Genomic DNA, 20582 nt, shown 5'->3' with positions numbered 1-20582 from the left:
AAAAGCACTCCTCACTCCAGCGCGCCTTCGGCGCTTAGTCGCTCGTCGGCCCGCGCTCGCTCACTTCGTTCGCTCTCGCAGCGAACCGGCGACCCTCCGGGTCCTTCGGACCACTCGGTCGCCGGATGCTGGACTGCGTTCGTTTCACTGGGCGCAGATGGTCGCCCGATAGTGTCGCGGGCGCACACTCTAACGGTGGCCTCTTTGGTGGGGACTCGGATTCCCGTAACAGCCCGCTCTCCAGCTGTGTTCCAATGATTATCGTTGGTTAGGCGGACTCCCGGTCTTGCTGTGCTCGGACGAACGCTCGTCGGAGGACCGTCAACATCACGTACGTCTCGTATTTCTGCGTGCGGCAGTGCTCACAGGGCTCCATCTCTGCCGTGATATCGTCGATAACGTCGCCGTACTCGTCGGTCAGCGTGGCGAGCGCTGCCTCGACCTGTGATTGGACGGCACCGACCATCTCCTGGATGGCCGGGTCGGCCGACTCCGGAATCGAGTACGAGAGGATGGTCGTGTTCGCCCCGTAGTACTTTGTCGTCCCGCCACGCCCCTCTTCGAACCGGACGACGTCGACGAGGCCGGCGTCCCGAAGTTCGTTGATGTGGTGGCGCACCGTGTTCTCCGTCCGGTGGATGCCTCTGTCGGCGAGCCGGTCGTGGACCCCGCTCGCTGTCAGCGTCTCGTCAGCGAGTATGTCGAGAATCATCGCCCGCATCGGTTCGTCGATGGCGTCGGACACTCGGGTGTCCCGAACGGCGATGTCGTCGAGGTCGTTCCCGGCATCGGGCGTGCTCATATGTGAACCGACGCCGCGTGCACCTTAAGTAGTAACGACCGTTGTATGGGGCCTGTTTGACGCCTCCACCGGCGATTCAGTGGAAGCTCTAGACGACCCGTTTGTCCGCTCAAACACCCCGTATAGGGATTCAAACATATCATATAAAAAATACTTTAGGGGGTGCGGGTGCTACGTGGAACTGTAATGAGCGAAACCCAACTCCGCGTGATGGACTTCGACTGCCCGAGCTGTGCGAGCACCGTCGAACGCGCCCTCTCGAATCAGGAGGGCGTCGAAGACGTCGAGGTACACTACTCGACCGGCCGCGTCGAGATCGACTACGACGATTCGGTCGCCGACCCCTCCACGTTCGAACAGACCATCGAGAACCAGGGGTACACGCCCCAGCCCGCCTGAGGAGACGAGCTATGGATACTCGATCAGTCAAACAGCACTACCGCAAACACCGGAAAGCCATCATCGTCGCGGTGAGCGGCATCCTCTATGCCGGTGGATGGACCCTCGGTTACGTTTCGACCGTCGACACGGCGAGCGCTGCGATCCTGGTCCTCGCAGCTATCGTCGGCGGCTACGACATCGCTAAAACCGCCTACCACGAGGTCGAAAACCGGACGCTCGGCATCAAGACGCTCGTGACGCTGGCCGCCGTCGGCGCGATCGCTATCGGGTCGTACTGGGAGGCCGCCGCAGTGGTCTTCCTGTTCACGCTGGGCTCGTACCTCGAAGGGCGGACGATGCGCAAGACGCGCAACGCCCTCGAAGAACTGCTGGAGATGACGCCGGACACGGCCACCGTGCGCCGCGACGGCGAACAACGAGCGGTCCCCGCCCGCGAGGTCGAAGCGGGCGAGGTCGTGATCGTCAAACCCGGCGAGAAGATTCCCGTGGACGGCGACGTCGTCGAGGGCGAGAGCGCCGTCAACCAGGCGCCGGTGACCGGCGAGAGCGCGCCCGTCCACAAAGCCGACGGCGACGAAGTCTACGCCGGGACGATCAATCAGGAGGGCTCGCTGGAGGTCGAGACGACCGGCTCCGGCACCGATACCACGCTCCAGCGGATTATCCGGCGCGTCGAGGCGGCCCAGGAGGCCCAGTCACCGACCGAGAGCCTAATCGACCGCTTCGCCAAGTACTACACGCCCGGTGTGCTGGCGCTCTCCGCCGGCGCCTACGCAGCCACACAGAACGCGATTCTGTCACTGACGCTGCTCGTCATCGGGTGTCCGGGCGCGCTGGTGATCGGGCCGCCGGTCAGCATCGTCTCGGCTATCGGCAACGCCGCACGTTCGGGCGTCCTCATGAAGGGCGGCGAGCATCTCGAACAGGCCGGCAAAATCGACCTCGTCGCCTTCGACAAGACCGGCACGCTCACCAAGGGCGAAACGACTGTGGCCGACGTCGCAGGGTTCGACGCCGAGGCCGACGAGGTGCTGGAACTCGCGGCGGTCGCCGAGAAGAAGAGCGAACACCACCTCGGTGACGCCATCCTCGAAGCGGCGCAGGACCGCCCGGCCGCAGTCACCGATGGCGGGACGGAAGCCGTCCAGGCAGACACCGAATCAGCACCCGGGGAAGCACGCCCGGTCCCCGACCCCGAGAGCTTCGAGGTGATCGCTGGCAAGGGCGTGGTCGCCCTCTACGACGGCCGCGAGATCGTCGTCGGGAACCGCTCGTTGCTCGCCGAACGCGATATCGAGGTCGCCGAGGAAGTCGGCGACTACGTCCGCGAACGCGAGGAGCGCGGCGAGACTGTCGTCCACGTAGTGCGTGACGGCGTCGTCGTCGGCGCCGTCGCTATGTGCGACGAGCTCCGCGAGGCGGCGCCCGGCGTCGTCCAGGAGCTCCAGGACGCCGGTATCGAGACGGTGATGCTCACCGGAGACAACGAGCACACCGCCCGTGCCGTCGCCGAGGAAGTCGGCATCGACGACTACCGCGCGGAACTGCTCCCCGAAGACAAGCAGGCGGTCATCGAGGCGTTCCGCGAGGACGGCCACGTCGTGGCGATGGTCGGCGACGGCATCAACGACGCGCCGTCGCTAGCGACCGCCGACGTGGGCATCGCCATGGGCGCCGCCGGGACGGACACCGCCATCGAGACGGCGGATATGGCGCTGATGGCGGACGACCTCGACCGCATCCCCTACGCGGTGACACTCAGCAAGGCCACCCGGTGGAACATCTACGAGAACGTCGGGCTTGCGGTGCTGACGGTGACGCTCCTGCTGGCGGGCGTCCTGACGAGCTACGTCACGCTCGCGCTCGGAATGCTCGTCCACGAGGCCAGCGTCCTCGCCGTCATCGGCAACGGCATGCGACTGCTGCGGTACTGAACAGCGTCGAACCACGAACGAGCGATCACGACCCACTCATAATGGCAGAAAACACGACACCGACCGACACCGGCCGTACCGAGGGGAACTGGGCTGTCGAATACGACGTCGAAGCAATCCGTATCCGCGACCCAGTCGCGGACGCACTCGCCGTCCTCGAGTCCGGCGACCCGTTCGTCGTCACCTACAGGGACGTGGTGAAGGCGGCGGGCCACTCGTGTCCGACTGCGTCGGGCGCCTATCGCATCGTCCAGTTGGGCCTCGACGCGCTGTATCCCGACGAATTCCCCGTCCGAAGCGAGGTCGAAGTACTCGCTGCGGGGCCGCGTGACGACGCCACCTACGGCGTGATGGGACGGCTCATCTCGTACGTGACCGGCGCCGCTCAGGAAGACGGGTTCGGTGGGCTCGCCGGCGGTCACGGTGACCGCCAGAACATGCTCACGTTCGACGCGTTCGACGCCGACGGTGCTGTCCCGACGTTCCGCTTCCGCCGGACCGACACTGACGAAACTGTCGAGGTGACCTACCACGTCGGCGACGTGCCGGATGGCGGCCCAGCCCTCGGCAACCTCCAGCAGATCATCGAGGGGACCGCGAGCGAGGACGAGCGCGAACTGTTCGCCGACGTGTGGCACGGCCGTGTCCAGCGTGTCCTCTCCGACGACTCGCTGTTCACCGTGACGACCATCGAACACTCAGCATAGAACGCTCGGTTTCACTGCCACCGAGCCGGCTAGTAGATTGTCGCCCGGTCGTGTCGCGGGCGCACACGTCTCGACGACGTAGCTCCTCCCGGTCGCCGCTCCCGTTCTGAACGGCCATTAGAGCGGCAGTTCGAGGAGGTTCCAGTACCGGCAGAGCAGGCAGAGGACGCCCAGCCCGGCGACGACGAGCGTGGTGTGGACGCGCGCAAGTCGCGTCCACTCGCCCCTGTACCACGCGCGGAGCGCGATGCCGGCGGCGGCAACTGTCGCCACCGCGGCGAGCGCCGGCACCGCGAACAGCAGGTCGAGAGCGGCCGGCGGGTCGTACAGCCAGCGGTCGAAGACGCCGAACACCGCGACGGCTGCGAACGCGAACAGGGCCGCCGTCGCGCCGCCCGCGAGCCACCGACTCCGGGAGAGCGACGGTGGCGGCGAGTCGCCGCCGCGGAACCGACGCCGGCCGGCGGCCAGCGGCCAGCCGAGCGCCCCGGACAGGACGGCGAGAGTGGCCAGCGCGGCGAGCAGTCGGTGGAAGGCGAGCGCCCGTGCCACGGGACGGCTTCCAGCGGCGACCACGGGTCGCTGGCGTAGAACGCGTACCGGCCGCCGTCCGCCCTCGACTCGACGACGAGCGCGTCCGCGCCGTCCGAACGCCGGAACACGCGCGGCGACACCGCGGTCCACCGGTGGGTCGTGCCGCCCCGTACCGTCTCCAGCCGCCCGTCAGCGGTGGTCCTGAGGGTCGTCTCGCTCGCGAGGAGGTGGTAGAGGAGCTTCTCGTGGGAGGCCGCGTCGGTCGCCATCACGGGCTTGTACTCGCCCGTGACGGCGCTCGCCGCGTCGAGGCCGCCGTCGCCCGCGGTTTCGGGCGCTTCGACCGGCGCGACGGCCTCGAGGAAGGCGTCGGTGACCGCGGCCTGCACGTCGTTCGCGTCGGCGCCGTGCACGGAGACGAACAGGCCCGCGCCGTCGTCGGGGACGAGTCGGAAGTCCGTCCGGAAGTCCCGGACCGACCCCTGATGCCCGACGACGAGCGTGTCGCCGCGGCGCTGGCGCTTCATGCCGAACGCGATGCCGGCCAGCGCGTCGTGGGGCGTGTGCCACTGGTCGCGGAGGGCGGCTGTGGCCGCCGGCGACAGCACTCTCCCTGCGGGCGTCGCGCCGTCGGTGGCGAGCGCCTGCAGGAGCGCGACCGCGTCCGCTGCGGTGGCCGAGAGCCCGGACGCGGGCGCCATCCCCGAGTACCACGAGACGTCGTCTGCGGCGTCGTCGCGGCCGCCCACGAGTGCAGCGGGGAGCGGGTCGAACGTGCTGTCGGTCATCCCCAGCCGGTCGAAGACGAGGTCGGCGACGGCCGTCTCGAAGTCCGTCCCGTGGACGTCCGCGACGAACTGGCCCGCCAGTCCGGCGTTGTAGTTCGTGTAGAGCGGGAGTTCGCCGGGCGGGTTGACCCGAGCGGGGTGGTTCGCTTCGAGGACCGCCGGGAGGGGTCGGACGTCTTCGATGCTGGTGGCGACTTGGCCGACGTACCGCTGCTCGAACCCGGACGTGTGGGTGGCGAGGTGGGCGAGCGTAATCGGCTCCCCGCCGCCGGGGACGGTGACGGAGTCGAGGCGTGGTGCGACGGGGTCGTCCGGGGCGACCGCGCCCTCGTCGACGAGCCGCATCGCCGCGACGAACGTGGGGACTTTCGAGACGGAGCCGACGCGGAACAGCGTCTCCTCGGGGTCGACGGGCGCGTCGGGGTTCCGGTACGCGTGCCCGACGCCCTCCGTGAGGACCGGCTCGCCGTCCGCGACGACGCCGACCGTCGCGCCGTCCGCGTCGTACTCGGCCATCGCCTCCCGGAGCGCGTCGCTGACGACCGTTGCGAGACTGGACTGGCCGGCTCGCGGTCGCGTCGACCCGCGAGCCGTCGCGGCGCTGCCGGTGCCGACGAGTGCGGCGCTCCCGGCGGCGACGCCGGCTACGAAACCGCGGCGCGTCGTCGTGGAGGGCATCGCTGCACGAGCGGAACTGTATTCGACGCTGACAGATAACTGTTCGGGGTGTACGCCGCCGAACGCAGCAATACAGCTGGTGCTGCCGGCGCGACTGTACGCCCGTGTTAGAGTGGCCTCTCGGACCGGCCGGCGCGAGCACGTGAGCGAGCGCACCGAATCAGCGGACGTGGTCGTCGTCGGCTGCGGGCCCGGGGGCGCCGTCCTCGCGTACCTCTTGGCGCGCAGCGGCGTCGACGTCGCGCTCGGCGACCGACAGTAGCGCCGCGCGTCACGAGCCCCGTGGCGGACCGCCTCGGGCCCCGACTACTCCTCGTCGAGTTGGCGTTCGGCGTCCTCGATGGCGTCCTCGATGTCCGCGAGCATCTCCGTCTGCTGGTCGTGGGCGGCCGCGAGGCTCGCGGTCTCCTCGGCGACGTGGTCGGCGCGGTCGGCGACGTCGTCGACGACGGTCGCGATCTCCTCGGCGCTGGCGGCCTGGTCGTCGGTCGCGTTCGCTATCTCGTCCATCCCCTCGGCGGTCTCGCGGACGAGCGTCTCGATCTCGCGCTGGTTCTCCACGAGCGCCTCCGCGGCCTCGCGGGCGTCGGCGACGCGGTCGGTGGCTTCCGCGACGCTCTCGGCGGTCTCCCGGCTGTCCGCCTTGATGTCGGCGACCAGCGCCTCGATCTCCCCGACCTCGGACTGGGACTGCTCGGCGAGCTCCTTGACCTCGTCGGCGACGACCTCGAACCCGCTGCCGGCTTCGCCGCGCGGGCGGCCTCGATGTTCGCGTTCAGCGCGAGCAGGTTCGTCTGGTCGGCGATGTCCGTGATGACCTCGACCACGCGGTCGATCTCCTCGAGGCGCTCGCGGAGCTCGTCGGTGTTCCTCTCGACGGTGTCCGCGGTCTCCGCGAACGCGTCGACGGCGTCGAGCACGCGCTCGGCGGCCTCCCGGGACTCGCGGGCGCGCTCCATGGCGTCGTTGCTCCGCCCGCGGACCTCGTCGGCGCTGGCGGCGACCTCCTCGACGGTCGCGCTGAACGTCGAGACCTCCCCGGAGACCTCCTCGAGGTCGTCCGCCTGCCCGGACGCGAGGTCGCGAATCTCCCGGCTGGACGCCGCGACGTCCTCGCTGGCCGCCCGCAGTTCGTCGACGGCGCCTTCGACCTCCTCGGAGAGGGTCTCCTGGACGCGTTCGACGCGCTCGCGCTGCTGGACCACGTCGGTCACGAGCGTCAGCACTTCGACCGCGCCGACCACCTCGCCGTCCGGGCCCTCCAGCGGCGTCGCGGACGCCTGCGCGTGGAGCTGCTGGCCGCCCATCTCCGCGGACCGGATGGCGTCCTCGCGGACGGCCTCGCCCGACCGCATCACCGCGTCCGCGAGCGTCTCGGTCTGGCCCTCCGTCCCGAACACGTCGATGGCCTCCACGCCGACCGCTTCCTCGCGAGGGAGGCCCGTCATCTCCACGACGGCGTCGTTCCACAGCGCGATGCGGCCGTCGTCGTCCACGACGAACAGCGGCTCGGGGTACTCTGCGAAGAACTGCTCGGTCAGCGGCTGCCACGCGGCGGCCGCGTCGTCGACGAGCGCGTCGATGCTCATGTCCCCGTCTCGGCGGAGGTCCGTGATAACGCCTCTGAAAGCTCGCCCGGGCGTCGACCAGTCCCACGGATGGAAACGCCTTTTCGCCGGCCGCTCCAACGGCGCGTATGGACTACGAAGCCGTCGCGGACCTCGGGCCGGACCGCCGCCGCGCGCTGTTCGAGCGCACGGCGGGCGTGGAGTCGGTCCGGTCGACGGTCCGGGACATCGTCGAGCGCGTCCGCGAGGAGGGCGACGTGGCGCTCCGCCAGTACGCCAGCGAGTTCGACGACGTGGAGCTGGGGAACGTCGACGTCACGGACGAGGCCGAGCGCGCCTACGAGGAACTGGACGAGGAGACCCGCGCGGCCATCGAGGACGCCGCGGCGAACGTCCGGGAGTTCCACGAGGCCCAACTGCCGGAGGACTGGCGCCGGGAGTTCTCCGAGGGCCGGGAGCTCGGGCGGCGGTTCCGCCCCATCGAGCGCGTCGGCGTGTACGCGCCCGGCGGCACCGCGGCGTACCCGTCGTCGGTGCTGATGGGCGTCGTTCCCGCGAAGGTCGCGGGCGTCGAACAGGTGGCGGTCGCGACGCCGCCCGCCGAGGAGCTGAACCCGGTGACGATGGCGGCGATGCACGTCGCGGGCGCGGACCGCGTGTACGCCTCCGGCGGCGCGCAGGCCGTCGCGGCGCTGGCGTACGGGACCGAGACCGTCGACCGCGTGCAGAAGGTCGTCGGCCCGGGCAACAAGTTCGTCACCGCGGCGAAGGCCGAAGTCCGCGGGGACGTCGACATCGACTTCCTCGCGGGTCCCTCCGAACTGCTGGTGGTCGCCGACGAGACCGCCGACCCCGAGTACGTCGCGGCGGACCTGCTCGCGCAGGCCGAACACGACCCCGAGTCCAGCGTCGTCGCGGTCACCGACGACGAGGCGACCGCGGGGGAAATCTGCGCGGCTGTCGAGGCCGGCGTCGACGACCGGGAGCGCGCGGAGACGATTCGGGAGGCCCTCGGGAGCGGCGCCAGCGGCGTGTTCGTCGCGCGCTCGATGAGCGAGGCGGTGCTGTTCGCCGAGGAGTACGCCGCCGAACACCTCTCGATTCAGGCCGACGACGACGAGGAGCTGCTGGACCGCGTCGACTCCGCGGGGTCGGTGTTCCTCGGGCCGTACGCGCCCGTCGCCGCGGGCGACTACGCCACGGGGACGAACCACGTGCTCCCGACGAACGGGAAGGCGAAGGTCGCCGGCGGGCTCTCCGTGGACACGTTCCTCCGGTCGACGACCGTCCAGCGCCTCGACGAGGGCGCGCTCGCGGACCTCCGGGAGACCGTGACGACGCTCGCCGAGGCCGAGGGCCTCGAAGCCCACGCCGCGAGCGTGGACGCGCGCTTCGAGGACGGATGAGCGACCGCGTCGTGGGCGTCGACGTCGGCGGGACGTTCACGGACGTGACGCTGCTGGCGGACGGCGAGCTCGTCACGGCGAAGGTGCCGAGCACGGACGACCAGAGCGACGGCGTGATGGCGGGCATCGAGAAGGCGTGCGCCGAGGCGGGCGTCGAACCCGGCCAGCTCGAGGGGTTCTCGCACGCGATGACCGTCTCGGTGAACGCGCTCCTCGAGGAGTCGGGCGCGAGGACCGCGCTCGTCACGACCGAGGGGTTCCGCGACGTCCTCGAAATCGGCCGACAGGACCGCCCCTCGCTGTACGACCTCGAAGCGGAGAAGCCGACGCCGCTGGTGCCGCGGCGCCGCCGGTTCGAGGTCGACGAGCGGACGACCACCGACGGCGTCGAGCGCGCCGTCGACGAGGCCGAGGTCCGGTCGGTGGCCGACGCCATCCGCGAGTCGGGCGCCGAGGCCGTCGCCGTCTCGCTCCTCCACGCGTACGCCCACCCGGAGAACGAGCGCCGGGTCGCCGCGGTCCTCCGGGAGGAACTTGACGTGCCCGTCTCGACCTCCCACGAGGTCCTCGCGGAGTTCCGCGAGTACGAGCGGACCGCCACGACCGTCGTCGACGCGTACGTGCGGCCGGCCATCGACCGGTACGTCGGCCACCTCTCCGAGCGCGCGGCCGACGCCGGCCTCCCGCAGCCGCGAATCATGCAGGCGAACGGCGGCATCACCGACGCGGAGACCGTCCGCCGGAACGCCGTCCTGACGGTCCTCTCGGGGCCGGCCGCGGGCGTCGTCGGCGCGAACGCGATGGCGACCGACGACGCGGACAGCGACGCGACCTCGGGGTTCGTCACGTTCGACATGGGCGGGACGTCCAGCGACGTCAGCCTCGTGCGCGACGGCGACGTCGAGCGGACGACCGACGGCGAAATCAACGACCGCCCGATAAGGACGCCGATGGTCGACGTCGAGACGGTCGGCGCGGGCGGCGGGTCCATCGCGTGGGTGGACGCCGGCGGCGCGCTCCGCATCGGCCCGCGGTCGGCGGGCGCGGAGCCGGGGCCGGCGTGTTACGGCCGCGGCGGCACGAAGCCGACGGTCACGGACGCCAACCTCGTGCTCGGCTACATCGGGTCGAGCACGAGCCTCGGCGGCGAACTCTCGCTGGACGAGCAGGCGGCGTACGACGCCATCGGCGACCTCGCGGCGGAAGCGGGCATGGACGACCCCGTGGAGGCCACCCGGGGCGTCTACCGGGTGGCGAACGCGAACATGACCCGCGCCATCCGGTCGGTGACCGTCGAGCGCGGCTACGACCCGCGGACGTTCGGCCTCGTCGCGTTCGGCGGCGCCGGGCCGATGCACGCGGTCTCCATCGCGGAGAGCCTCGACATGGAGCGCGTGGTGGTGCCGCGCGCGTCCGGCGTCCTGTCGGCGTACGGCCTGCTGGCCGCCGACGAGAAACAGGACGCGGTCCGCACCCACCGGCGGCCGCTGGCCGACGTCGACGCCGACGCGGTCGAGGGCATCTACGCCGACCTCCGCGACGAGGTGCTGGCGGCGGTCAGCGACCCCGACGGAGCGACGGTCGCGTACTCGGCGGACCTCCGGTACGCCGGGCAGAGCTTCGAGCTCTCGGTCGACGTCGGCGACTCGTTCGACCGCGGGGACGCCCGGAACCGGTTCGAGGACGCCCACGAGTCCGCGTACGGCTACCGGATGGACGAGCCGGTCCACCTGGTCAACTGCCGCGTGACCGCGACCGTCGAACGCCCCGTGCCGGACGTCGCGTACGAGGCGGCCGGCGACCCGCTGAAGGGGACGCGGGACGCGACCTTCGAGGACGGCGTCTACGAGACGCCGGTGTACGAGCGCGAACGCCTCCGCCCGGGGCGGACGCTCGGCGGGCCGGCCATCATCGAACAGGACGAGAGCACGGTCGTCGTCCCGCCGGCCTGGGACGTCACGGTGCGTGCGGACGGCGCCCTCGTCTCGGAGGTGGGCGACGCGTGACCGACGAACGCGCGGGGCGGGCGTCCGGCGGGGACGTCGACCCCGTGACCCTGGAGATTCTCCGGAACCACCTGGAGAGCGTCGCCGAGGAGATGGGCCACGTCCTCATCACGGGGGCGTACTCGCCGAACATCAAGGAGCGACAGGACTGCTCGACCGCGCTGTTCGACGCCGACGGCCGGATGGTCGCGCAGGCCGAACACATCCCCGTCCACCTCGGCGCGATGCCGGACGCCGTCGACGTCGTGCTCGACGAGAACCCCCGTCCCGGGGACGTCTTCGTCGTGAACGACCCGTTCGAGGGCGGCACCCACCTCCCGGACGTCACGCTGGTCTCCACCATCGCGCCCGAGGGCGACGTCCTCGGGTTCGCCGTCTCGCGCGCCCACCACGCCGACGTCGGCGGGAGCGCCCCCGGCAGCATGCCGCCGGGCGCCCGCGAGATATACGAGGAGGGCCTCCGCCTGCCAGCGGTTCGGCTCGTCGACGGCGGCGACCTGAACGAGGGCGTCCTCGACGTGCTGCTGGCGAACGTCAGGACGCCCGACGAGCGGCGGGCGGACCTGCAGGCCCAGCGCGCCGCGAACGAGCGCGCGGAGGAACGCGTCGGGGAGCTCCTCGACGACCACGGGCCGCTGTTGCTGGACGCCTTCGACGCGGTCGTCGACTACTCGCGTGACCGCATGGAGGCCGAAATCGCGGAGCTCCCGGACGGCGAGTACGACGCGCGGGACGTCCTCGAGGGCGACGGTGTGACCGACGAGGACATCCCCGTGGAGGCGACGGTCACCGTCGACGGCTCCGCGCTCGACGTCGACTTCGCGGGGGCCGCCGACCAGGTCGCCGGCAACCTCAACGCGCCGCTGTCCGTCGCGAAGAGCGCGGTCTACTTCGTCGTCCGCGCGGTCACGGACCCGGAGATTCCGCCGAACCACGGCTGCTACGAGCCGGTGTCCGTCTCGGCGCCCGAGGGGTCGCTGCTCAACCCCGCGCCGCCGGCCGCGGTGGTCGGCGGGAACGTCGAGACCAGCCAGCGGGTGACCGACGTCACGCTCGCCGCGCTCGCGGACGCCATCCCGGACCGCGTGCCGGCCGGCAGTCAGGGGACGATGAACAACCTCATCGTCGGCGACCGCGACGGCGAGTTCACGTACTACGAGACCATCGCTGGCGGCTTCGGCGCGCGCCCCGACAAGGACGGCATGGACGGCGTCCAGGTCGGGATGACGAACACGCTGAACACGCCCGTCGAGGCCCTCGAGACGGAGTACCCGATGCGCGTCGAGACGTACGCGCTCCGGCCGTCCAGCGGCGGCGACGGCGAGTACCGCGGCGGCCTCGGCCTCGAGCGCGCCGTCACGCTCCAGACCGACGCGACCGTCTCGCTGCTCACCGAGCGCCGCCGCACCGCGCCCGCGGGCGTCGACGGCGGCGAGGACGGCGCGACCGGCGAGAACCTCGTCGACGGCGAGCGCGTGCCGTCGAAGGCGTCCGTCGACGTCAGCGCCGGGTCGACCGTGCGGATACGGACGCCCGGCGGCGGCGGCCACGGCGACCCCGAGGACCGCTCGGCGGACGCGCGAGAGGCCGACCGCCGCGACGGGAAGGTAGACGAATGACGGCGCGACTCGGCGCTCGCGCGGCGCTGACGCCGGCGAGGGGAGCGAACTCGGGGCTCGCGTGCCCGGCGCGCCGCAGACGCGGCGAGCGTTCGTCCCCGGCACCACGCTTATGACTGCGGGCCCCGAACGTATTCGACATGAGCGCGACCGTCGAGAATGGGGAGGGAGACACGGTGGTCACGGCCACCGAGCCCGCGGCCGAGCAGGCCCGCGAGCTCATGGAGAGCGAAGACATGGACGCCTCGGAGGCCGGCCTGCGGCTGTACGTCCAGCAGGGCGGCTGCGCCGGGCTCTCCTACGGGATGCGCTTCGAGCACGAGCCCGAGCCCGAGGACCAGATCTTCGAGAGTAACGGACTGCGGCTGTTCGTCGACCAGTCCAGCCTGAGCTACGTCGGCGGCAGCCAGCTCGACTTCGAGGGCGGGCTACAGGGCGCGGGCTTCCACGTCCAGAACCCGAACGTCGAGAGCGAGTGCGGCTGCGGCGAGTCCTTCCGGACTTAGTTCTCCAGCTCGAAGGCGACTTCGACCTCGACCTGGTACTGTCGGTTCTCGACGCTCGCGATTTCGACGCCCTGTTCGACGACTTCCGCCCACTTCACGTTGTCCAGCGTGTCCTCCGCGCGGTCGATCGCCTCGTCGGCGGCCGCGTCGAAGCTCTCCTCGCTGGTCCCGATGAGTCGGATCTTCTTGTATACCATCGCCCGACAGTTCGCCGGGAAGCCGGATAAAATTACTCGCTAGGGAGCGGTCGCGGCCGGCGCCGGCAGCTACGCGAGGCCGGTCGCGTACGCGACGGCGTACGCGACGCCGGCGAGCGTGACGGCGGCGAGCCCGGTGACGAGGCCGGTCGGCAGCGACGGCAGCGCCAGCGAGCGCTGGCCGAACCGGGGCGCGGGGACGACGCCGACGAACCCGACCGCGACGACGCTGAACACGAACTGGTAGGAGGCGTCGACGGTCGGCGGCGGCAACACGAGCACGGCGAGCGCGTACGCGGCGCCGGACGCCGCCCGCGGGTTCACGTGGTCGGCGAACCGGCGGCCGGTCAGCCAGAGCGCGGCCGCGACGCCGAGCCAGATGGCGAACAGCTCGACGCCGAACGCGCCGAGCAGGTGCAGCGTCGGGTCCGCGGACAGCGCGACGCGACCGTCGAGGACGGCGACGTCGAGCGGGTAGAACAGCTCCGGGGGTTGGCCCGTGAACAGGTCGCCGAACGGGTGCGTGAGGAGGCCGACGAGCGCGACCCCGAACAGGGTGGCGCCGCGGACGTCGTACGCGTGGGCGGCGTGCGCGACGAACCAGCCGCCGGCGGCGAACAGCCCGACGATGACGGCGGGGAGCGGCCCGGAGACGGCGACGCCGACGCCGACGAGCGCGGCGAGCGCGGCGGCGGCGAGCCGGCGGTGGGTGGGCGCGAGCGCGAACGCGGCGGCCGCCGGCACCCCCACCACCAGCGAGTGCGTGACCGCGCGGTGGACGACCGTCGACGCGCCCCAGAACGACTGCGCGACGGCCATCGGGCTGGTGGGGTCGACGGTGAGGAGGCCGACGAGGGCGTACGCCATGTCGACGTCGGGGACCGCGGCGAACAGGCCGGCCGCGACGCCGAGCGCGAGCGCCCGCTCGCGGGACGCCCCGAGGCGGACGGCGGCGAGCGCGACGACGCCGAACGCGAACGTCGCGTGCCCTACGAACATACCCGAACTACTCTACCGAACGGCATAAACTCGCGGGTGACCTGCTAACAGGGTTCGTCCGGCGCTCACTCCGGCTTCTTGGTCCACTTCTTCTCGACCTCGGCGTTCGCGCGGACGACCGTGTCCTCGCCGACGCTGAACCGCGTCTTCCGGAGCTCGATGGAGTCGACGACGCCGGTGACGTCGCCCGCGACGACCGTGTCGCCGGGGTTGAAGTCGGGGTCGCGGAGCAGGTAGATGCCGGCGACGGCGTCCGCGAGCATCCCGGAGAGGGCGTAGGAGACGCCGAGCGCGAGGAACCCCGACGCGGTGCCGAGCGCGGCCGCGATCTCGGGGAGGCCGACCGCCGAGAGGAAGCCCAGCAGCGCGCCGAACCAGAGGACGACCGCGACGAGCGTGCCGCCGAGCTGGACGTAGATGGGCTGGTCGGCGTACACGCGCCGGAGGACCGCGCGGACGGCGGCGACGGTGACGCGAATCAACACGACGGCGAGCGCGAGGAAGACCAGTCCGGTGAGGACGCGCGGGAGCGCGCCGGCGACGTTGCCGACGAACTGGTCGACGGTGCCGTTCAGGAGGTCGGACAGCGACGACGGCGACTCGGGTTGCATACCGGCCCAAGACGGGCCGGCCACGTAACTCCTGCCGCCGCGGTGCCGATTCCCGAAGCTTCTTGCTGGCGCCCGTCTCGGGTTCGCACATGACCGAGACGCCAGCCGTCGGTGAGCTGAACCCGCCGCAGCGAACGCTCATGGGGCCGGGGCCGAGCCCGGTCCACCCGCGCGTACTGAAGGCGATGAGCACGCCGCTCGTGGGCCACCTCGACCCGTCGTTCGTCGACATCATGGACGAGACCCAGGAGCTGCTGCGGTACGCGTTCCGGACGGACAACGAGTGGACGATTCCGGTCTCCGGGACGGGGTCGGCGGCGATGGAGGCCGCCATCGGCAACCTCACCGAGCCGGGGGACACGTTCCTCGCGCCGACGAACGGCTACTTCGGCGACCGGATGGCGGAGATGGCGCGCCGCGCGGGCGGCGAGGTCGTGCGCGTCGACGCGCCGTGGGGGGAGCCGCTCCGGCCCGCGGACGTCGAGGCGGCGTTCGACGAGCACCAGCCCGACGTCTTCGGGTTCGTGCACGCGGAGACGTCGACGGGCGCGAAGCAGACGAACGTCCCGGAGCTCACGGACATCGCCCACGAGCACGACGCGCTCGTGCTCGCGGACACCGTGACGAGCCTCGGGGGCGTCGAGCTGCGCGTCGACGAGTGGGGAATCGACGCGGCGTACTCGGGCCCGCAGAAGTGCCTGTCGTGTCCGCCGGGCGCGAGCCCGCTGACGCTGAACGACGACGCGATGGAGAAGGTGCTCTCCCGCGACGAGGACCCGCGGTCGTGGTACCTGGACCTCTCCCTGCTGGAGGGGTACTGGGGCGACGAGCGCGCGTACCACCACACGGCGCCCGTCTCGAACGTGTACGCGCTCCGCGAGGCGCTCCGCCTCGTCGCGGAGGAGGGCATCGAGCAGCGCTGGGCGCGCCACGAGCGCGTCGCGGGCGCGTTGAAGGCCGGCGTGGAGGCGATGGGCCTCGGCCTCAACCCCGAGGACGACTACTGGCTGCCGAGCCTGAACGCCGTCCGCGTCCCCGGCGGCGTCGACGACGGCGAGGTCATCGACTACGTGCTCGAGCAGTACGACCTCGAAATCGCGTCCGGGCTCGGCGACCTCGCGGGCGACGTGTTCCGCATCGGCTGTATGGGCCACGGCGCGCGCCCCGAGAACGTCACGCTCGTGGTCGCGGCGCTCGCGGACGCCTTCGACGCGCTCGGCGCGGACGTGGACGCGGCCGCCGGAGTCGCCGCTACGCGGGAAGCGCTCCGATAGAAGACCGCCGCGCGCCTACGCGACCGGCGGGGCGCGCGCTACCTCGTAGTCACCGTCCTCCTCGACGCCCATCACCGCCCACTCGTAGGGCGGGTCGAGCCGACGCAGCTGTCGCTCGAGCGCGTCGGTGTTCTCGGCCCACGTCACGAAACAGCGATAGCCGCTGTCGTGGTCGGCCTCGACTCGGTCTGTGACGGCTGTCACGCGTATCTCCTTCCAGTCGCGGGTGGCGGAGAACTCCGCGCCGTCGCCAGCGAGGCTGTACCCGAGGTCGTCGAATATCGACCGGGCCTGCTCGTCGGGAGGGGTGGTAACAGTCCCCATGCAATCGTACCGTCGGCGGCCTCCGTAATAAGCTTTCCTGCCGTTCTCGGAACTGCCGATACAATTCGACGAACGTCCGGAACGAGCGGCGAAAAACTGCGTTCTGTCGACTACTCGTGGGCGGAGTCCCACTCGTCGGGCTTCGTGAAGTTCCCGCAGTCGTTGCACTTGATGCGGCGCATCGAGTCCATGGCGACGTCGATGGACTCGCAGTTCGAGCAGTAGTAGCCGTACCGACGCTCCCGGTCCGCGGTCCGGTAGACGACGAAGAACGGGCCGTCCTGACCGCGCTCGCCCTCGTCGTCGGCGACGTGGAACGTGCCGTCGTCGGTCGTCACCGTGAACATACCTCCCCGTAGCCCGGTGGCCCATTTAGCCCTGTCCGTCCCGACGAGCCCCGGCCATCGAAGCGCTCTTCCCCGCCGCCGGCGTCCGGTCGGGTAATGGCGGTCCGGATTCTCCACTACTCCGACCTCGAGAACGTCTACGACACGCCCGAGCAGGCCGGGCGGCTCGCCAGCGTGCTCCGCGGCCGCGGCGACGCGCTCGCGGCCGGCTCCGGGGACAACACGGCCCCGGGCGTGCTCTCGCTGGTGACGGAGGGCCGGCAGGCGCTGGACCTCTACGACGCGGTCGACCCCGACGTGGAGACGTTCGGCAACCACGACTTCGACTACGGCGCCGACGTCACCGGCGACATCGTCGCCGACTCCCCGCAGACGTGGGTGTCCGCGAACGTCTACCGGGACGGCGACCGCGTCGCCGGCGTCGACCCGTGGACGACGCTCGAAGTCGGCGGCGCGCGCGTCGGCTTCGTCGGCGTGCTCGACGACGCCACGCCGTCCCTGAACCCGATGGCGGGCGACCTCACGGTCACCGACCCCGTCGCGGCCACGCGTGAGGCGAGCGAACAGCTCCGCGAGGCCGGCGCGGACTACGTGGTCGCGCTCTCGCACCTCGGCCGGGGCGACGAGGAGCTCGCCGCCGCGACGGACGTGGACGCGGTGCTCGGCGGCCACGTCCCCGCCGAGCGCGTCGAACGCCTCGACGACACGCTGCTCACCCGACCCGGTTCTGGCGGCGAGGTCGTCCTCGAAGTCGACCTCGAGGCCGGCGAGGTCACCCGGCACGTCGTCGCGGACGCGCCCGTTCACGAGCCGCTGGCGGCCCGGCTCCGCGAGCGCATGGCCGAGACGGGACTGAACGACACCGTCGCGCACGTCGCCGAGCCGATGGAGCGAACCGAGTCGACGCTGTTCCGCGGGGAGTCCCGCATCGGGAACTTCGTCGCGGACGCCTACCGGTGGGCCGCGGACGCCGACGTCGCGCTCCAGAACTCCGGCGGCGTCCCGGGACGGCCCCGCCATCGCGGGGCGACGTGACGGTCGCGGACCTCGTCACGCGTCGTCCCCTTCGAGGAGCCGGTCTCGGTCGCCGAACTCACGGGCGTGGAGCTGCTGGACGTGTTCCGCGGCGCGAAGGGCGGGTCGCTCGGGTTCGCGGAACCCGACTGGTGGCACGCCCACGTCTCCGGCGCGGAGGTCGCGTGGGACGAGGCCAGCGACGACCTGCTGGACGTCCGGGTCGGCGGCGAGCCCGTCGACCCCGGCGCGACGTACTCGCTCGCGACCACGGACTACCTCTTCTACACGGACGACGAGTTCCCCGCGCTCGACGAAGCCCACCGCGTCGACCGCCTCGACGTCCAACACCAGGTGCTCGCCGAGTACGCCCGCGAACACGGCATCGACCCCGAAATCGAGGGGCGGGTCAGGTTCCGCGCCGACGACTGACCGAACCGATAAGGGGTTGGTCGCCGTCGTCCCCGTATGGCAGACGCCGCTCCAGCCGCCGGCCGCCGCCCCGAGTTCGAGTTCACGCACGACGCCCAGCCCAGCGACGCGCTCCTCTGCGGGTTCTCGGAGTTCGGGCTCGCCGGCCTGACGGCCGCGGACTTCCTCGTCGACCACCTCGAGCTCGAACAGACCGGCCACGTCGCCGTCGACGGCCTCCCCGCCATCACGCCGTTCGAGAACGGGACGCCGCGCCACCACACGCGGTTCTTCTCGAAGCCCGACGTCGACGTCACCGTGCTCGTCGGCGAGCTGTTCGTGCCGGTGTCCGTCGCCGGCGCGTTCACCGACGCGCTCTCCGCGTGGCTCGACCGCAACGGCGTCGCGGAGACCGCCGTGCTCTCCGGCGTCCCCGTCGCCCACGGTCCGGACGCCCACCGCACGTTCTACATCGCGACCGAGGACTACCGCGAGGCCCGCCTCGCGGACGCCGGCGTGCCGCCGATGGGCAACGGCTTCCTCGACGGCGTGAACGCCGAGCTGCTCTCGCGGGGCATCGACAGCCCGCGGCGAGCGTGCGTGTTCACGACGCCCGTCCACGCGCAGGCGCCGGACGTCGAAGCCGCGATTCGGCTCGTGGACGCCGTCAGCGACGTCTACGACCTCGCCGTCGACACCGGGCCGCTGGAGGCGTTCGCCGCGGAGGTCGCCCAGCACTACGAGGAGCTGAGCGAGCGCGTCGAGCGCGCCGAGGACGAGCGCCCCGACGACCGGATGTACATGTGACGCCGCGACCGCAGGGTAAAAGAGCGGGGTCGCCGTGGGTGGCCGTATGAGCGACGAGGACCTCCGCGAGACGGTCGAACGAGTCGGCGCGGGGTTCGACCTCGGGGAGTACGAGATCGAGGCGTACCTCGCGGTGTTGCGGCACGGGGAACTCACCGCGAGCGAGATCGCCGACCGCACCGAAATCCCCCAACCCCGGGTGTACGACACGGTGCGAAGCCTCGGCGACCGCGGGCTCGTGGAGCTACGGGAGTCCCGCCCGATGAAGGTCGTCGCCATCGACCCCGAGGAGGCGTTCGCGGACCTCCAGACGAGCTTCGCGGAGATGGTCGCCTCCCTCGAGGAGGCGTACACCACGCCCGCCCGCGAGACGGAGGCGGTGTCGCTGGTGAAGTCCCGGTCGACGATTCTGCGGTACTTCGGCGACGTCATCGACAGCGCGGAGTTCGAGCTCGTCTGCTCGCTGACGCCGGGGCTGCTGGAGCGGTTCGCGGACGACCTCGAGGCCGCCAGCGAGCGCGGCGTCAGCATCGACCTCGTGGTCGCGCCCGTGCGGAACGCCCCCGGCCCCGAGAGCTTCGACTACGACGAGCTCGCGACCACCGCGCGCGGCCGCCGCGGCGTCACGACGCCCGTCCTCGCGGTCGCCGACGGCCAGTACTCCGTGTACGCGACGCAGGGCGCGGTCCGCGACGACCCCGAGAAGTACGGCGTCATCTTCAACCGGTCGGCGCTGGGGTTCCTCGTCTCCGGGTTCTTCGGCACCGTCATCTGGTCGACCGCCAACGAGACCCTCCACGAGAGCGAGACCACCGTCGACGTCGAACTCCCGCGGACGTACGCCTCCATCCGGCGCTGCGTGAAGGACCTCCAGACGCTCGACGGCGACGTGTACGCGACCGTCCACGGCCGCGACGTGCTCTCCGGGGACGCCCGCACCGACCGCGGCCGCGTCGTCGAGACGAAGTTCGAGGAGACCGAGGAGGTCGCGACGCTCGTCCTCGAGACCGACGCCGGGCGCGTCGACGTCGGCGGCCGCGTCGCCGCCTACGAGGACGTCGAAGCCCACGAAATCACGCTCGCCCGCGAGCACCCGCCGCGGGAGTAGCGCTCTCGGGGCGCGCCAGTCACGGCGACGACTCGACGCGCGCGGCCAGTTTTCTCGCGGCGACGCCCACAGCGTAGCTGAGGACGCCCACGACGACCGCGAGCACCAGTCCGGTGTCGAGGCTCGTCTCGACGCCGCCGCGGAGTTCGGCGCGAGCGGAGCCGTACGCGAACCCGAGCATCCTCGGGTGGGTGTACCGGCCGGCGCCCGCCCATTCGCCCGTGACGTACCCGACCAGCGGCGGGAAGACGTACCCCCGGGCGCCGACGAGCCACAGCGAGCCGATAGTCGGTACGAGGCCCGCACCGAGAATCCCGCCGGCGACGGCGATTCCGGGGACGACGACGAGCCAGCCCACGAAGTCGTAGAGCCTGACGTTCAGCCCGAGCAGGAACGCGACGGACGCCACGCTGACGAGGGCGACGGCACAGAGCACGACGAGCCGCCGCGGGCGGCGGTCCCCGGCGAGGTGGTCCCAGACCCGGTCGGCGTCGGCGCGCCACATACGCGGTCGTTCGCCGCCACGCCGTTAGTCGTTCC

Annotated in this window: 18 protein-coding genes and 3 pseudogenes; 12 read left to right on the top strand and 9 right to left on the bottom strand. The window is 71.4% G+C overall.

The genetic code is table 11. From position 1 onward, the window contains the following. Positions 1-268: 268 nt before the first annotated feature. Positions 269-802, bottom strand: coding sequence for a helix-turn-helix domain-containing protein (locus tag GJ634_RS02715; protein ID WP_157500388.1), 534 nt, complete (start codon positions 800-802; stop codon positions 269-271). A gap of 186 nt (positions 803-988) precedes the next feature. Between GJ634_RS02715 and GJ634_RS02710 the strand changes: the two genes are divergently transcribed. From GJ634_RS02710 to GJ634_RS02700, 3 genes are read left to right on the top strand one after another with little or no spacing between them, the layout of a single operon-like run. After that, positions 989-1201 carry a heavy-metal-associated domain-containing protein gene (locus tag GJ634_RS02710; RefSeq protein WP_157500387.1) on the top strand — a complete coding sequence of 71 codons (213 nt, stop codon included), beginning with the start codon at positions 989-991 and terminating at the stop codon, positions 1199-1201. 11 nt (positions 1202-1212) lie between these two features. After that, complete coding sequence (locus GJ634_RS02705; RefSeq protein WP_157500386.1) at positions 1213-3138, top strand: cation-translocating P-type ATPase; 1926 nt, start codon at positions 1213-1215, stop codon at positions 3136-3138. 41 nt (positions 3139-3179) lie between these two features. Next, a complete protein-coding gene (locus tag GJ634_RS02700; RefSeq protein WP_157500385.1) occupies positions 3180-3845 on the top strand; it encodes a hypothetical protein in 666 nt (221 codons plus the stop codon). Between the two features lie 29 nt (positions 3846-3874). Here GJ634_RS02700 and GJ634_RS02695 read toward each other — a convergent pair whose 3' ends face one another. After that, positions 3875-5845, bottom strand: a complete 1971-nt coding sequence (locus GJ634_RS02695) for a serine hydrolase (RefSeq protein WP_157500384.1) — start codon at positions 5843-5845, stop codon at positions 3875-3877. Between the two features lie 142 nt (positions 5846-5987). Here GJ634_RS02695 and GJ634_RS02690 point away from each other — a divergent pair. Then, a pseudogene (locus GJ634_RS02690) lies at positions 5988-6101 on the top strand (FAD-dependent monooxygenase); the annotation flags it as partial. Between the two features lie 50 nt (positions 6102-6151). Here the strand turns inward: GJ634_RS02690 and GJ634_RS02685 are convergent. Next, positions 6152-7434 (bottom strand): annotated as a pseudogene (locus GJ634_RS02685) (methyl-accepting chemotaxis protein). 107 nt (positions 7435-7541) lie between these two features. Here GJ634_RS02685 and hisD point away from each other — a divergent pair. The 4 genes from hisD (at position 7542) to GJ634_RS02665 (ending at position 12950) form a co-directional block, all read left to right on the top strand. Continuing rightward, complete coding sequence (hisD, locus tag GJ634_RS02680) at positions 7542-8819, top strand: histidinol dehydrogenase (protein WP_157500382.1); 1278 nt, start codon at positions 7542-7544, stop codon at positions 8817-8819. After that, positions 8816-10825, top strand: a complete 2010-nt coding sequence (locus tag GJ634_RS02675) for a hydantoinase/oxoprolinase family protein (protein ID WP_157500381.1) — start codon at positions 8816-8818, stop codon at positions 10823-10825. Before hisD ends, GJ634_RS02675 begins: the two co-directional genes overlap by 4 nt. Further along, positions 10822-12444 (top strand): hydantoinase B/oxoprolinase family protein, encoded by a 1623-nt coding sequence (locus GJ634_RS02670; protein WP_331713958.1) that lies wholly within the window; start codon positions 10822-10824, stop codon positions 12442-12444. The genes GJ634_RS02675 and GJ634_RS02670 overlap by 4 nt, the downstream gene beginning before the upstream one ends. 140 nt (positions 12445-12584) lie before the next feature. Then, positions 12585-12950 carry an iron-sulfur cluster assembly accessory protein gene (locus tag GJ634_RS02665; protein ID WP_157500380.1) on the top strand — a complete coding sequence of 122 codons (366 nt, stop codon included), beginning with the start codon at positions 12585-12587 and terminating at the stop codon, positions 12948-12950. On the opposite strand, the gene GJ634_RS02660 is transcribed toward GJ634_RS02665, so the two are convergent. The 3 genes from GJ634_RS02660 to GJ634_RS02650 all read right to left on the bottom strand — a co-directional run bounded on the left by GJ634_RS02660 (position 12947) and on the right by GJ634_RS02650 (position 14757). Next, positions 12947-13147, bottom strand: a complete 201-nt coding sequence (locus GJ634_RS02660) for a dodecin (RefSeq protein WP_157500379.1) — start codon at positions 13145-13147, stop codon at positions 12947-12949. The two genes, GJ634_RS02665 and GJ634_RS02660, sit on opposite strands and share 4 nt — an antisense overlap. Positions 13148-13216: 69 nt before the next feature. Further along, the gene (locus tag GJ634_RS02655) at positions 13217-14146 is read right to left on the bottom strand and encodes a metal-dependent hydrolase (protein WP_157500378.1); all 930 of its coding nucleotides are present in this window, start codon (positions 14144-14146) and stop codon (positions 13217-13219) included. A gap of 65 nt (positions 14147-14211) precedes the next feature. Then, a complete protein-coding gene (locus tag GJ634_RS02650) occupies positions 14212-14757 on the bottom strand; it encodes a mechanosensitive ion channel domain-containing protein (RefSeq protein WP_157500377.1) in 546 nt (181 codons plus the stop codon). Between the two features lie 89 nt (positions 14758-14846). On the opposite strand from GJ634_RS02650, the gene GJ634_RS02645 reads away from it, so the two are divergent. After that, positions 14847-16031 (top strand): alanine--glyoxylate aminotransferase family protein, encoded by a 1185-nt coding sequence (locus GJ634_RS02645; RefSeq protein ID WP_157500376.1) that lies wholly within the window; start codon positions 14847-14849, stop codon positions 16029-16031. Between the two features lie 15 nt (positions 16032-16046). On the opposite strand, the gene GJ634_RS02640 is transcribed toward GJ634_RS02645, so the two are convergent. Continuing rightward, a complete protein-coding gene (locus GJ634_RS02640) occupies positions 16047-16355 on the bottom strand; it encodes a hypothetical protein (RefSeq protein ID WP_157500375.1) in 309 nt (102 codons plus the stop codon). Between the two features lie 110 nt (positions 16356-16465). After that, positions 16466-16702 carry a DUF5816 domain-containing protein gene (locus tag GJ634_RS02635; RefSeq protein ID WP_157500374.1) on the bottom strand — a complete coding sequence of 79 codons (237 nt, stop codon included), beginning with the start codon at positions 16700-16702 and terminating at the stop codon, positions 16466-16468. A gap of 96 nt (positions 16703-16798) precedes the next feature. On the opposite strand from GJ634_RS02635, the pseudogene GJ634_RS16570 reads away from it, so the two are divergent. From GJ634_RS16570 to trmB, 3 genes and pseudogenes are all read left to right on the top strand, one after another. Further along, positions 16799-18148, top strand: a pseudogene (locus GJ634_RS16570) (bifunctional metallophosphatase/5'-nucleotidase). 36 nt (positions 18149-18184) lie between these two features. After that, positions 18185-18934, top strand: coding sequence for a proteasome assembly chaperone family protein (locus GJ634_RS02625; RefSeq protein WP_157500373.1), 750 nt, complete (start codon positions 18185-18187; stop codon positions 18932-18934). Between the two features lie 46 nt (positions 18935-18980). Next, the gene (trmB, locus tag GJ634_RS02620; protein WP_157500372.1) at positions 18981-20042 is read left to right on the top strand and encodes an HTH-type sugar sensing transcriptional regulator TrmB; all 1062 of its coding nucleotides are present in this window, start codon (positions 18981-18983) and stop codon (positions 20040-20042) included. Between the two features lie 19 nt (positions 20043-20061). On the opposite strand, the gene GJ634_RS02615 is transcribed toward trmB, so the two are convergent. Beyond that, the gene (locus GJ634_RS02615; protein ID WP_157500371.1) at positions 20062-20547 is read right to left on the bottom strand and encodes a hypothetical protein; all 486 of its coding nucleotides are present in this window, start codon (positions 20545-20547) and stop codon (positions 20062-20064) included. Between the last annotated feature and the right edge of the window lie 35 nt (positions 20548-20582).

This window comes from Halobacterium sp. CBA1126 (assembly GCF_009741975.1).
In the GTDB taxonomy this organism is placed as follows: Archaea; Halobacteriota; Halobacteria; order Halobacteriales; family Halobacteriaceae; genus Halobacterium.
Note: the sequence above shows the minus strand (reverse complement) of the source record. Positions and strands in the feature narration are given on the sequence as shown.